Source organism: Hoyosella subflava DQS3-9A1 (assembly GCF_000214175.1).
In the GTDB taxonomy this organism is placed as follows: Bacteria; Actinomycetota; Actinomycetes; order Mycobacteriales; family Mycobacteriaceae; genus Hoyosella; species Hoyosella subflava.
The window spans coordinates 4,272,740-4,285,630 of the sequence record NC_015564.1; the positions used below are offsets into that span (position 1 = coordinate 4,272,740).

The 12,891-nt window shown below is 62.3% G+C and carries 12 protein-coding genes; 6 read left to right on the forward strand and 6 right to left on the reverse strand.

Annotation, left to right across the window (positions count from 1 at the left end; translation table 11 throughout):
* Positions 1–8 precede the first annotated feature (8 nt).
* Positions 9–1,436, forward strand: coding sequence for a dihydrolipoyl dehydrogenase family protein (locus AS9A_RS19865; RefSeq protein ID WP_013808936.1), 1,428 nt, complete (start codon positions 9–11; stop codon positions 1,434–1,436).
* A gap of 102 nt (positions 1,437–1,538) precedes the next feature.
* Here AS9A_RS19865 and AS9A_RS19870 read toward each other — a convergent pair whose 3' ends face one another.
* The 3 genes from AS9A_RS19870 to AS9A_RS19880 all read right to left on the reverse strand — a co-directional run bounded on the left by AS9A_RS19870 (position 1,539) and on the right by AS9A_RS19880 (position 3,196).
* The gene (locus AS9A_RS19870) at positions 1,539–1,844 is read right to left on the reverse strand and encodes a hypothetical protein (protein WP_041451244.1); all 306 of its coding nucleotides are present in this window, start codon (positions 1,842–1,844) and stop codon (positions 1,539–1,541) included.
* A 64-nt stretch (positions 1,845–1,908) separates the two neighbouring features.
* Positions 1,909–2,520: a CDP-alcohol phosphatidyltransferase family protein gene (locus AS9A_RS19875; RefSeq protein ID WP_013808939.1), complete on the reverse strand. Its 612-nt coding sequence runs from the start codon at positions 2,518–2,520 to the stop codon at positions 1,909–1,911.
* A complete protein-coding gene (locus AS9A_RS19880) occupies positions 2,513–3,196 on the reverse strand; it encodes a TVP38/TMEM64 family protein (protein ID WP_013808940.1) in 684 nt (227 codons plus the stop codon). Before AS9A_RS19880 ends, AS9A_RS19875 begins: the two co-directional genes overlap by 8 nt.
* Positions 3,197–3,340: 144 nt before the next feature.
* On the opposite strand from AS9A_RS19880, the gene AS9A_RS19885 reads away from it, so the two are divergent.
* The 5 genes from AS9A_RS19885 to AS9A_RS19905 are packed head-to-tail and all read left to right on the forward strand — an operon-like array spanning position 3,341 to position 8,711.
* Complete coding sequence (locus tag AS9A_RS19885; RefSeq protein ID WP_013808941.1) at positions 3,341–4,573, forward strand: ABC transporter substrate-binding protein; 1,233 nt, start codon at positions 3,341–3,343, stop codon at positions 4,571–4,573.
* Entirely contained in the window at positions 4,573–5,412 is an 840-nt protein-coding gene (locus AS9A_RS19890; RefSeq protein WP_013808942.1) for an ABC transporter permease, read from the forward strand. The genes AS9A_RS19885 and AS9A_RS19890 overlap by 1 nt, the downstream gene beginning before the upstream one ends.
* Entirely contained in the window at positions 5,403–6,179 is a 777-nt protein-coding gene (locus AS9A_RS19895; protein ID WP_013808943.1) for an ABC transporter permease, read from the forward strand. The genes AS9A_RS19890 and AS9A_RS19895 overlap by 10 nt, the downstream gene beginning before the upstream one ends.
* A complete protein-coding gene (locus AS9A_RS19900) occupies positions 6,176–7,243 on the forward strand; it encodes an ABC transporter ATP-binding protein (protein WP_013808944.1) in 1,068 nt (355 codons plus the stop codon). The genes AS9A_RS19895 and AS9A_RS19900 overlap by 4 nt, the downstream gene beginning before the upstream one ends.
* A 52-nt stretch (positions 7,244–7,295) precedes the next feature.
* A complete protein-coding gene (locus tag AS9A_RS19905) occupies positions 7,296–8,711 on the forward strand; it encodes a hypothetical protein (RefSeq protein ID WP_013808945.1) in 1,416 nt (471 codons plus the stop codon).
* On the opposite strand, the gene AS9A_RS19910 is transcribed toward AS9A_RS19905, so the two are convergent.
* From AS9A_RS19910 to AS9A_RS19920, 3 genes are read right to left on the reverse strand one after another with little or no spacing between them, the layout of a single operon-like run.
* Positions 8,708–10,168, reverse strand: coding sequence for a Y4yA family PLP-dependent enzyme (locus AS9A_RS19910; RefSeq protein ID WP_049793801.1), 1,461 nt, complete (start codon positions 10,166–10,168; stop codon positions 8,708–8,710). The genes AS9A_RS19905 and AS9A_RS19910 overlap by 4 nt on opposite strands.
* A complete protein-coding gene (locus AS9A_RS19915; RefSeq protein ID WP_013808947.1) occupies positions 10,165–11,745 on the reverse strand; it encodes an FAD/NAD(P)-binding protein in 1,581 nt (526 codons plus the stop codon). Before AS9A_RS19915 ends, AS9A_RS19910 begins: the two co-directional genes overlap by 4 nt.
* Positions 11,736–12,734 (reverse strand): pyridoxal-phosphate dependent enzyme, encoded by a 999-nt coding sequence (locus tag AS9A_RS19920; RefSeq protein WP_013808948.1) that lies wholly within the window; start codon positions 12,732–12,734, stop codon positions 11,736–11,738. The genes AS9A_RS19915 and AS9A_RS19920 overlap by 10 nt, the downstream gene beginning before the upstream one ends.
* Between the last annotated feature and the right edge of the window lie 157 nt (positions 12,735–12,891).

The following is a 12,891-nucleotide window of genomic DNA, read 5'->3' on the forward strand; positions in this document are numbered from 1 at the left end:
CTTCGGTAGTGAAGAACGTGGAAACCAAGGTGTGGGACCTACTCGTTGTCGGCGGCGGATCAGCAGGGATCGTGGCAGCGAAGACCGCCGTCAAGCTTGGCGCATCCGTGCTGCTAGCCGAACAGCAGCGCCCCGGCGGCGACTGCTTGTGGACCGGTTGTGTCCCCTCAAAATCGCTGCTCGCCGCAGCTCATCACCGTGCTGGTATCCGAAAATCGGCCGCGCTGGGCGTGCACGCCCAGGGCGTGACGGTTGATTTCGCCGCGGTTAGACAACACGTCAACACGGCAATCCGCACTATCGAGCCAGTCGATGCCCCAGAAACGCTGCAGGCGGGAGGGATTCACGTTGTGAAGGGCACCGTGACGTTCATCGGAGACGGAAAAGCTGCGATAGGCGGTGACCGTGTAGCGTACCGCCAGGCGGTCATCGCTACAGGCGCCTCACCCATCGTGCCCCGCATTCCCGGTCTGCGTGACTTCTTGACCAGTGAAACGATCTGGGGACTCACCGAACTCCCGCCCCGACTCCTCGTCCTCGGCGGCGGAAGTGTGGGCTGCGAGCTCAGCCAGGCTTTCGCCCGACTGGGTTCTTCGGTGACACTGGTCGAAGCCACTGACCAGATTCTCCCAGCGGAATCTCCTGATGCCGCGGCAATCATCGCTGATTCACTGAGACAAGACGGTGTGAACATACTTACTGGACGTGCGCTCACAGAGGTGACTGAACACACTGCCGTCCTCGCCGACCGCACCCGCGTCGAGTTCGATCAGCTCCTTATCGCTGTAGGTCGCCGCGCCCGAACAGCCAAGCTTGGCCTCGAGCACCTCGGCGTGGCTGCCGATGAGCAGGGGCGCATTGTGGTCGATCGTTCGATGCGAACCTCGAATCCGCGAATCTGGGCTGCCGGTGATGTCACGCCGCTGCCGCAATTCACGCACACCGCCGGGGCGTTTGCGAGCATCGCCGCGAGCAATGCGATCCTCGGATTACGTCGTAAAGCAACGACTTCGGCGATCCCGCGAGTGACCTTCACTGCCCCCGAAGTTGCCTCCGTGGGCCATACCAGAGCAGCTCACGGAACACGGCAGCAGACGATCACACATGATCACCTTGACCGCGCGGTCACCGACGACGAACGCCGCGGCTTTTCGCGGCTTCATTTCGATCGAAAAGGTCGCATAGTCGGGGCCACGGTGGTCAGCCCACGTGCCGGGGAGACCATCGGAGAGCTGACATTAGCGATCCGGCTTGGCCTGCGTGGCCGTGACCTCGCCGGGACGATCCATCCCTACCCCACGTTCTCCGACGGCGCATGGAACGCGGCGATCGCGGATACCCGCGATCAACTCGATGCACGGTCAGCGCGGCGCGTGATCCGGGGACTCGCGCGCGCAAGAAGTATGTGGCTGCGCCTGCGGCCGCGCCGGCATTAGGGAGAGATAGCCCTCAGCGCGAGCGCAGCTAATGCTTCAGGTCACGCAGTCCAAACCTCGAACTGGGCCCGTTGTGGGATGGCCGGTGACAGCTGCACCCCGTCAGTCGGCGGATATGTCCCGCGCCGCGCGCACCGCGTCAAAGAAGTGGTGAACCGATGCCTTCTCACCAGCCGTGACGTGAATCTCAGCGTAGCCACCTGTGCCGCTGATCTTCCCGCCCTCGGTTCGCAATCCGATCCGAACCAGCAGTCCCTGCGCCTCAGGCTGTGCCTCAACTCCCACGTGACTCACGTGCCAACGCTGCGGAGAACTCCGATCGGACTGTCTATCGAAGACCTCGAGCGTTCGATGGTCGAGGACCAGGATGTAACGGTTCCCAATCGAACACTCGCGATAGCTGCGCATCTCAGCAGAGTAGCGACCTGCAGACGCTACGACATCGCGCCCTCGTGATGCGGCGCGCTTCAGGCTAGCTCAGCGCCCGATATCCCCCCACGATCCTCTGCGCCGCACTCACCCCGACAACAACCGACCACACCAGCGCAATCTGCCATCCGAACATCGGAAACAGCAGCCAAAGACTATGCACAAGAACGGTTTCCGCACCTTCTGCTAGCCCGCCCAGAAAGGACAATGACCTGCCATCATCAAGCGTCCGGCCAGTCTTCTCGGCGATCGACGAGAACGCGAGAAACGCTGCCCCGTTGATGTAATAAGCGAGCAAGACGAACAGAAATGGCCACTGAGGCGCGCCGAACGCAGCGGAGACGCCAACGGCAACGCCAACGACGGTGCTTCCGTACACGATGAAATCAGCAGTGATGTCGTAGAAGCCACCGGCACCGGACTGCGTCTGGCGGTGACGCGCCAGGGGCCCATCCAGGCCATCGGCACACCTGGACAGTAGCCACAGCACCAATGCGATGTACCACCACTGCAGACCGGCAGTCACCGCGCTGCCCAGCCCGAGGACCAGTCCGGATGTCGTCAGCCGATCCGGCGTGACCCAGCGTTTGTCGATCGTCGCAGCAATGCGCGCGAGTGGGGCTTCGAGAACCCGGCGCAGTGGCGCGTCAAACACGATCAGCGAGCTCCGGCTCAGCTTTTTTCATGCGTCGAGCGTAATAGGCACCCCCCGCGGTTAAGAGGACAAACGCCGCGATAGCGGCCGCGAACGGCCATGAGAGCGGCTGGGTTCCGAACGCGCCAAGAGCGACGTAGCTCAGCACGCCCGGAACAATGCCCAGCGCAGTGCCCAGGAAATAGTCGCGCGCCTTGATTCCGCTGATTCCGCCGGCATAGTTGACGAGCCAGAACGGAAACAGCGGAACGAGACGCACGAGCAAGACAGCCACAAATCCGCGTCTGCGCAAAAAATGGACAACACGCCTGGTTCTGGCACCGCCGTAACGGACTACAGCTTCCGCACCCAGATGTTTGCCGAGCAGGTAGGAAACGGTCGCGGCGATCATTGCGCCCACCAACACGACGGCGGCTCCCCCTGCGAACCCGAACAGCACACCGCTGGCGATGCTCAAGACACTCGCCGGTGACGGGATCGAACTTAGCGCCGCGTAAACAAGGACAAATACCAGCGCACCCACCAGACCTGCGCTGGCGACCTGGGAACGGACTTCCGCGACAGTCGGGACGTCGATAATGATCGCGGCTAATGCTCCCGCGATGATGATGCACGCAAGTACCGCGAGCTTCAGCAAGGGAGTGAAGAAACTCCGGCCGGTCTCGTCCTGGTGCACAGCGCCTCCATCAGAACCTAGGGTCACAAAGCGGTCACGTCAGGAAGGCTTTGAGTCACCACCAGTGTTCCCGCTGCAGTCTGGTACCGCCACGAACCGGCCAGAAACTGTGCGAAACTTCGAACGCTGGACGAGGGAGATGTGATGGCAGCGAAACAAATCGGGCGCACACTGGCTACCGTGGCTGTGGCCGCTGTGATGACTCTCGCAGGGTGTTCAGCACCCTCCCCGGATGCCCCAGAACCTGCTGAAACAACCTGGACGGAGGTCGAAGAAGCAGCAGTCGGCCAGACAGTCTCACTGTGGATGTGGGGCGGGGACGAGCAAGGTAACCGCTACGTCGATTCTGTTCTGGCCCCCGCAGCGGCAGAAGCGGGAGTGACTCTGCGGCGCGTCCCAGTCGCCGACACCGGTGAGGCCGTCAACCGGATTCTCGCTGAACGTCAAGCAGGCATCACCGACGGCGACGTCGACCTCGTGTGGGTGAATGGCGATAACTTCGCAACCGGGAAACAGGCTGGCGCGTGGTTATGCAATTGGACTGATCAGCTGCCGAATATGCAGTACACCGATCCGGACGATCCGCTGTTGCTGTCCGACTTCGGTACACCAGTGGATGGTTGTGAAGCGCCGTGGCACAAGGCTCAGTTCACGCTCGTTTACGACGAAGCCTCGATCCCCGAACCCCCCGCCACATTGGAAGGCGTCCTCCAATGGGCGAAGGACAACCCTGGCCGGTTCACCTACCCGGCGCCGCCGGACTTCACGGGGTCGGTTTTCATCCGGGAAGTCCTCACCCGTGTCGCGGACGACGTGCCGCTCGAGTACAGCGATGAGGCGTACGAGCAGCACAGCGCGCCCTTGTTTGACACACTCAATGACCTCGCGCCGTCTCTGTGGCGCGCCGGGCGGACCTACCCGCAGACCGTCGAGGAGCTGAACCAGCTCTTTGCGGATGGCCAGGTCGACATGATGATGACGTATGGTCCGGCGACCCTCACAGATCTAGTGGGGCGCGGAACATTCCCAGACACAACGCGGGTACTGCTTCTCGACGAAGGTACCGTCGGCAACGCCAGCTTCCTCGCCGTGCCGTCGACCTCCGGTAACTCGGCCGGGGCCCGTGTCGTCGCGAACATCGCCTTGTCGCCGCAGCAACAACTCGAGAAGGCGAAACCGGATGTGTGGGGACAGTTCACCGTCCTCGACTCAGACCGGTTGAACGACGAAGACCGCGCCTCTTTCGATGCGCTGCCAGAGTCACCGGTTGTTCCCACCTACGAAGAGCTTTCTCGTAACGCTCGCCCGGAACTCGCCACTGCTTGGGTGCCCGCACTCGACGAAGGCTGGCGGCGCACAGTCCTCGCGGGACGCTGATGTCAGGGCGGACGGCACGGTTACGAGCGACAGCGCTGCTCCTCCCTGCACTCGTCCCAACTGCAATCGTGCTTGTCGCGGGGCTTGGCACCGTTGCCCTCCAGGCATTCGGATTGATGCCTCTTGTTGGTGAACCGGCGTTCAGTACCGAGACGTTCACGGCACAGAGCGATGACCTGATCACGGCGACTCTGCTGTCACTGGCGATCGCTGCGTCGTCGACAATTCTGGCGGCCTTTATAGGGCTTGCCGCTGCCCTGGCGATCGTCGCGAATGGCAGGGTCGTCGCGGCGCTCGCGACGTTGACCATTCCCATACCGCACCTGATCGGCGCTGCCGCGATCGGTCTGCTCCTTTCCGACGCCGGACTCCTTGCCCGCGTATTCAGGATGGACTCTGCAACGTGGCCACAGCTGGTCGGCGGGCGCTGGTGGATCGCTGTGATCGCGGAGTTCACGTGGAAGGAATCCGCGTTCATTGCGCTCGTTGTTGCTGCAGCGCTCGCGACGCGCGTGACTGGCTATTCGGAGGCAGCCGCGGTGCTCGGCGCTGGTCGATGGCAACGATTCCGGCTAGTCACATTGCCCCTCGCGACACCCGCGCTTGCCGCCGCAGCCATGATCACTTTTGTCTACTCGTTCGGCTCATTCGAGGTAGCACGTCTGCTCGGCCGTCCGCACCCTGAACCGCTGCCGGTGATGGCGGTGCGGCTCTTCTCCGCTATCGATCTGGCCGCGCGACCCAATGCTGCTGCGGCCGCCAGCGTTTCAGTCGCACTCTGTCTGGTGACGCTCGCCGCCGCGCTGTTCGTCCTCAGGAGGTCGTCGCTGTGGCGGTAGGCACCGTGGCAAGGGCCGGACGAGTGCTGCTCGTGGTGTGGTTCTTGCTGCCGCTCGTCCCGATTCTTCTGTGGTCAGTGGCGAACCAGTGGCGATTTCCCGCGCTGTCTCCTTCGGAATGGGGACTCACGGGACTCCGGAGCGCCCTGTCAGCAGGTGCCGTCGACGCCTTCGCGACCTCGGCGATACTTGGCGTGAGCGTTGCCGGACTGGCAACCCCGGCGGGTGCGCTGGCGGCCAGGGGGCTCGTTCTGCACAGGGTTCATTTTCGCGGTCCTGCCGCTGCGCTGCTGCTCGCCCCCCTGGCGTTCCCGCCATTCGCCGTCGCGATGGGGCTGGACGTTCTGATCCTGCGCGCGGGTATCCCCAATCTGATCGGGGCAGTGCTGATTCTGACGGTGGTGGCCATCCCCTATACGACCTACATCATGCGCGTGGGGTTCGGTGCTTACGACATCCGGTATGAGGAGGAGGCCCGCACATTGGGCGCGTCGCACTGGGTGGTGTTCTGGCAGGTTCAGATACCCCTTCTTGCGCCTGCTATCGCCACCGCTGGCTTCCTGGCATTTCTCGTCGGATGGACTGACTACATCGTGACGCTCCTTGTCGGGGGAGGCCGACTGGTTTCCGTTCCCGTTCTTGTAGGTGCGTTCGCATCTGGCTCAGGCAATCAGCCGGTGGTAGCGGCGCTCTCTGTCGCTGCTATCGCACCGCCACTCGTATTGTTGCTGCTGTTATGGCGCCTGCGAGGAAGGAGAGCCCCATGAGTGCGCTCTCGCTTCGCTCACTCACGAAAGCATTCAATGAAGGTGCCGTGATCCGGGACATCGACCTCGACGTCGCCGCCGGTGACTGTGTCGCCGTCCTCGGACCTTCCGGTGCTGGTAAGAGCACGATCCTACGCCTCATCGCGGGACTGGAGCCAGCGTCTTCAGGCACGGTTGCACTCGGTGACCGCAATATCGATGGAGTTCCCGCAGAACGACGCGGTGTCGCCCTGATGTTCCAGCGGCCGTTGCTCTTTCCTCACCTCAACGCTCTGGACAATGTCGCGTTTTCGGCCCGCTCGTCCGGAAAGTCGAAACGTTCCTCCCGACTGCATGCGCAGTCCTACCTTGAACTAGTACAGCTTGGCGATTACGCGTACCGTCGCGCCACGGAACTCTCCGGTGGTCAGGCCCAGCGGGTAGCGCTCGCGCGTGCACTCGCCGCCGAACCTCGCGTTCTTCTGCTGGACGAGCCGTTCAGTGCACTGGACCCACAGTTGCGAGGCGAAATGCACAGCCTCTTGCGCCAGATTCGCCGCGAGCTTTCGCCGACCATTCTCCTCGTCACCCACGATCAGCATGAAGCCGCAGTTCTCGCCGACCGGATGGCGATTCTGCTCGACGGCACCATCGCGCAGATCGATACCCCGCACCACATTTACACCCGTCCCCGGTCTCTCGCCGTGCACCGGATGATGGGCGGTATCAACGAGATCTTCGGTGACGTCCGGGACGGTAAGCACCACTCGACGGCCGGTGTCTTGACCGTCAGCAACAGCTCGGGAGCCGGCACACTCGTGTTCCGCCATGAAGCTGTGGGCGTGAGCGGCGCGTCAGAGCCTGGGGACCTCGCCGGGGTCGTCGCCGGGATGGAAGTCATCGGCGCACGGCAGCGCCTCCACATCAACATAAACGGCGGGAACGTGACTGTCTGCGCGGAAGCACCTCCAACGCTGCATCTGCCACCAGGCTCACGCGTTTCCCTTCACATCCCGCAGGCGGCACGACACGTGATTCCAGACAAAGCCCCGGCAATGGTGTCGAGAATCCTGAAAAAGGGCTAGCCCAAAAGCCGCATTTTGGGCGATTTCGCGCTTAGGCTCGTAGGCGCCGCTCATGCGGTCACTAATCGCGACTTTCGTGCGAAGGGCTTCCATCGTGTTCGCTTACACCCGTAAGTCAGGCGCCGCTATCACCACCGCCGTCGCCGCAGCTTTCTTTCTCGCCGCCTGCCAGTCAACCCCCGTGAATGATGAGACCGCTCCCCTGCCTGCGACTGGGCCTGATGACGAGGTAACCGCCGCAAGCTTCGAAGTGTGGGCACTCGACCAGGCTGACACCGTCGACGACGGTGGCGGCCTGCTGTACATCTGGAACGGAGACGAACTGGGCAGCGGTGCGCCCCCAGATGCAACCGCTGAACTCATCGATCTCGGGGCCGCCGCGGAGGCCGCAGGGTGCGAACTCGCACAGCGGCCGCACATGGTTCTGCCAAACAACTCAACGCCGCCGACGCACATGATCATCTCCAATGTGGCGTCCGGTGATACTCACTTCATGGACATCGAGACCCGCGAAATCACCGGCTGTGTCAACACGGCGGAAGGGTTTGAGGGTGCGGGCGGCTCCCACGCGGCGCATGCGAGCGTGGCGAGTCCTGACGACAGCTTCGTCATCGTTGCGGACATGAATCACGGTGACGACTCCGGCTACCTGCACAAAATTCAGACGGACTTCAGTTCGGACGCCTACGAACTCACCGAAACACTCGCGCTGGAGGATTACGCGGCTGAACTCGAAAGTGACTTTGTTCGTCCGATCTGCCACGAGTTCACTTCCGACGGGCGTTTCGCCTATGTCACCCTGGCACAGGGTGGCCTCGTGATTGTGGATACCGGGACTGCTGACGGAAGCACGCCCATGGAGGTCGTGCAAGTACATCCGGCGGACACTATGCCCGGCTCCGGCTGCGGCGCGTTCCCCGTCTCTGATGACTTGATGCTCACCAACGGTGAGAGTGGCGCGTCTGGAGGCGACGATTTCCTGTTTTTCCACGACACCAGCGGAGTCAACGACGGTGCGTTCCCGGAACCTTTCACTCTCGAGTTGCCCGGAGAGGATACGCACGGCACAGCCTTCTGCACCGACGAGGATGAACGGGAGTACGCGCTCACATTCATGCGAGTAAGCAACGACATCAATGTCATTGACATCGAGGCACGCGACGTTGTCGCTACCGAATCGATGGCCACTGAATTCAGCCCAAATCCTGCACCAGACCTTGCTTATCTCAGGGACGGAAAGGTATTCGTCAGCCTGCGCGGCGCGGAGCCGCTGACAGCCATCACAAGCCTGGTCGACGGTGACCGGACGCCGGGTGTCGCGATCCTCACCGTTAGCGACGATTGCCGTGCCTTCACGTGGACCGAAGACGATTTGCTCGTCATGGAAGACAATCCGAATACGGTCGACATCGATGGCAGCGGAGTGTCGGCAGCAGATCCGCACGGACTGGCGGTCATCGAACGCTAAAGCCGCGGTTCCCGCGTAGCCGCGCCCCCGAGATCATCCTCGACGAAACCCCCGTCGTGGGCGACCACGTTGCGTGCCAACGGAAGCTGATGGGATTCACTTTCGAGAATGTGCATCAAGTATCCGGCTGTGTTGGGCAGTGCCACAATGTCTCCCACGGCGACTCCATGGGGAAAGTTCAGTTCCCGACGCAGTATCAGCTCATCCTCGACACAGTACGCACCGACCAAGTACCCGGAGAACGGTTGATTCGGCTGGCCCGATCCTGGGCCGCGCACGAGAACAGGATCTAACAGAAAATCCGCTGACGTCGATCGGCATTGCGTGCGGTTCATCTCCAAGCCGACCAGCGGAATGCCATCGCTGCTCCTCTTGCGGAACAGCACCCGCGCGAACGTCACACCACACCCGTCGAGCAGTGAACGGCCAGGTTCGCACCGCAGATGCACACCGCGTTCCCGCAAATCGGATGCAAGCGTGCGGGCCCTATCACTCGAGTTCGAATACGCGTCGACTAGTGCGCTGAACCAATCTCCTCTGACGGGCGCCTGATAGTACGGGTATGTATTTCGGGTACCCACCAGAGCGCCCGCCTCCGCACGTCGCCCAAATCCATCGTTCCGCCACGTCAATGGAGGGCCCTCACCGAGAACAGCGGCCGTGTGTGCACTGTCGAAAGCGTCCCATTGGGCTTCGTCATTGAGGTAGCTCATTGGGATGCCACCGCCCATGTCGATGAACGTGGGGTTGTGTCCGCGCGGCCGAAGCTCATCTACGGCCGCGACGGCCTCGCTGAGAACCAGCGCACGATCACGTGCGGAGTATCCGTGGAGGTGAAAGTGAATGCCGTCGATGCGGAACCCGGCAGTATCGCGCGCATCCAGCCACTCAAGCCAGTCCGGCACCGTGAGACCAAAGCGGGTCGGAGCGATATCTCCATTTTGAGACGCGATACGCAGGGCCACCGGGGCAGGTTCTCCGTCGGCGCGCAGCGCAGCTGTGAGGGCGAGATACGCGTCCGCTTCGTCATGGTTGTCGAGGGCTACCGTTACGCCCGTCGACAGGCTCAGCTCGAGCAGTCGCGGTGGTTTCACGGCGGCCGTGACGATGACGCTCCGTGGCGGCACTCCCCGTTCGAGAACCTGACGTAATTCACGCTCAGAGGCGACGTCGACGCCAAGGCCCGCCTGGTTGGCCGCATCGACAAAGCTCAGTGCTTTGTTGGCTTTCCGCGCGAAAAACACCCGCATATCGACTCCGTGGAATGCGGCTGCATCAGTAAGCTCAGCAGCGTTTCGCCGGAGAGCCCCGGTGTGGATCACATTGACCGGTGAGCCGTATTCATTCACTACCCGCTCGGTCGCTGCGGGATCTGAAAGCAGTTCGCTCATCCAGTTTTCCAGCCGCGCAGTGAGCGGTGGGAGCCCGGCGCACATCTTCCGAATATCGCTGTTCATGCGGTCCCCTCGATTCGCCCCATCACTCGGGCTGCCCATCGTTCAGGATGATCATGCAGCCCGCGATTCAGCGTGTCATTGCCGATCACCGTGTCTTCAGTAGGGCGGCCCAGCACGGACAGCCCGAACGTAGCGCCCCGCAGCCCCAGCGCTTGCGCGTCATCCGTGATCATGACGCCCCGGCGCCCGTCTGGAATCCACACGTCACCGGAAGCGCGCAAGGAGTCAGACAATGGGTCGATAATCTGGCGCCAGCCAGGCGGGGGCAGGACCGCGTCGACAAGGTGCTCGTACGGTCCACCCTCATCCAGTTCCGCTGTGATGAAGTCCGGTACAACGAGGCCCGAGTCAATCAGCGCCAGTAGTTTCTCGGCGTTCACCAGCGGGGGCCCGAATGCGAAACGCTCTAGCGTGGCGGCGAGCGACATGAACATCGCCCAGTCCCGAGCCTGCATGTCGGGCCCCGGGTACCGGTCGACTACCGTGCGGTACCCAATCGCCCACGCGCGTCCCAGCGCATACGCGGGTCCAGGTAATTTCTCGCCACGGCTGACCTCCACTGAGTTACGGAATTCGGCGACGGCTCGAGCACCTGAATCCGTCGCTCGGGGTGTTTGCGCAGGGTCCCGGCCGGTCCGCAACGTTTCCGAAATCCGTCCTCGGTCGACAGGCGCACCCAATTCCCAGAGAATCGCGTGAGACGCGCCGACGATCGCTTCCTCCAGTGACTCCACGTCACCAACTCCAACAGCCGCCCACTCCTTGGTTGCCGCCTCAGCCGCGTCCCGAGGCAGCGCAATCTGTGGTTTAGCGTGCAGAAAAGCGCCTGAACGTGAACTCGGGAAGAGAGCACGCGGTTCGCTCCCACTGGGAACATAACGGCAATTCGCACCCTGCCCCTCGAAACGGCCACCACGGCCCTCGGTCAGAACCAGGGCCCCATCGATGAAAGTCAGTGCCGCGCCGCGGAACCGAACGCGTGAGTGCGGTGGGATCACATCGAGGTTCTGGATCGGGTATACGGAGCTGATTGTCCGACCCGTACCCCTGGCGAGCGCTCCGTTCCATGATGACCCGTGGCCCACAGTCAGCAGCACCTCGTCGTACGGCCCGAGTTCGCTACCGGACACCACGTGCCATTTTCCGCCCTGGTCTCGTCTCAAGCCGGTGACAGCTGATGTTACGTGACGGACCTTGACCCCCGGCGCAGCCGAAACCATGTGGTGGAACGACCATTCGAGATACGTGCCGACAGCGGCACGAGGCGGGAAACGCTCGGAAGCGATCAGCGGTTCAGCTTCCCGGGCCCACACTCGCCATGTCGGCCGACTCATATTCGTCCGGTGCTGCGGCCAGGCGGAAACAATGTCCGCATCGACGTTAAGGCGCAAATACTCCGGCAGCGCAGGCTGGTACGCAGCGCCGTGACCTGGTGGCTGCGGATCAAAAAGGTCGACGCGCAGCTTCTTCTGGGTGTCGCGCGAATGCGCCAGGATGGACTCGAGCGCGAACAGGCCCTTCGGGCCGGCACCAACGATGGCAACGGAGAACGCCGCCCCGGGAGTGCTTACAGCCATCCTTCGGCCTGCTCCCTCGTGAGCCCGAGCACCTCATGGACCCACGCATCGTCGTACACGGTTCCGGCGTACGGCATGCCGCCGTCATGAGCGATCAGCACGACCGTATCGGACGGATCGAGTCCCGGCAGTCGGCTACGCACGGCAGCAACTACTCCTCCCGTTGACGCGCCCGCGATGATCGCTTCTCGCCGCGCCAGTAACCTGCAGCCGCGTACACAGTCAGCTTCGGAAACCCTCACCACGTCGTCCGGGCGTGCACGAGTGGAAAGGTGAGTTTCCAGTCCCGCACCTAAACCCGGGAGATACCGCGTGTGCGGGCTCCCGCCGAAAAGCGCACTTCCTTCCGAATCGACCGCCGTAACCCGCGTTTTCAGGCCTCTTTTGTCTATATAGTTGCGGCATCCGGTCAACGTACCGGTCGTGCTTGTCGCGACGAAAAGCTGATCAATCCTGCCATTTGCTTGTTCCGCTATCTCCGCCATGGTGCCGAACTCGTGAGCCTGCGGGTTCGCTGGATTTTCATACTGATTAAGATTCACCGCGCCGGGAATTGAGCCGACTATCCGCCTGACCTCCTTCAGGCGAGCAGCAAGCAAGTCCGATCCACCCGCTTGGTCAATCTCCACAATTCTGACATCGGCCCCCAGCGCTCGCATCATCGCGATCGTGGCCTTATTCGTCCGCGAATCGGCGACGCAAATAAACCGGACTTCCCGCTGCAGGCAAGATCGCGCGAGCGCGAGGCCAAGATTCCCCGAGCTCGACTCGACCACCGTGCCGCCACGCTGGAGTTGGCCGGTCCCAAAGGCGCTCTCGACCAGGGACGCCGCAGTGCGGTCCTTCGCACTGAAACCCGGATTAAACATCTCGAGTTTCATCAAAACGGTCTGGGATGCTTCGGGAAAAAGCCGCGCAAGATTTACCAGGGGTGTTCGCCCCACAAGCTCGGAGATATTCGAGGCTACTGCCAATGTCGGATTAGCCATGAGAGAGTCCCTTCCCGGACCGGCATTCACGACAAGTCGGATGCGCAGCTATTCTACAAACGTGCCAGGATAGGTGTTGACTGCTCAGCACACTTTCCTGCCAAGTATGACTGGGGACACTGATAGTGGGCTGTGAGAGCGCACAATTATCGCGCAT

Excerpts from the sequence above, each read along its gene's own strand:
- AS9A_RS19870 (WP_041451244.1), bottom strand. The coding sequence starts at position 1,844 with ATGCGCAGCTATCGCGAGTGTTCGATTGGGAACCGTTACATCCTGGTC.
- AS9A_RS19885 (WP_013808941.1), top strand. The coding sequence starts at position 3,341 with ATGGCAGCGAAACAAATCGGGCGCACACTGGCTACCGTGGCTGTGGCC.
- AS9A_RS19890 (WP_013808942.1), top strand. The coding sequence starts at position 4,573 with ATGTCAGGGCGGACGGCACGGTTACGAGCGACAGCGCTGCTCCTCCCT.
- AS9A_RS19900 (WP_013808944.1), top strand. The coding sequence starts at position 6,176 with ATGAGTGCGCTCTCGCTTCGCTCACTCACGAAAGCATTCAATGAAGGT.
- AS9A_RS19905 (WP_013808945.1), top strand. The coding sequence starts at position 7,296 with ATGCGGTCACTAATCGCGACTTTCGTGCGAAGGGCTTCCATCGTGTTC.
- AS9A_RS19910 (WP_049793801.1), bottom strand. The coding sequence starts at position 10,168 with ATGAACAGCGATATTCGGAAGATGTGCGCCGGGCTCCCACCGCTCACT.
- AS9A_RS19915 (WP_013808947.1), bottom strand. The coding sequence starts at position 11,745 with ATGGCTGTAAGCACTCCCGGGGCGGCGTTCTCCGTTGCCATCGTTGGT.
- AS9A_RS19920 (WP_013808948.1), bottom strand. The coding sequence starts at position 12,734 with ATGGCTAATCCGACATTGGCAGTAGCCTCGAATATCTCCGAGCTTGTG.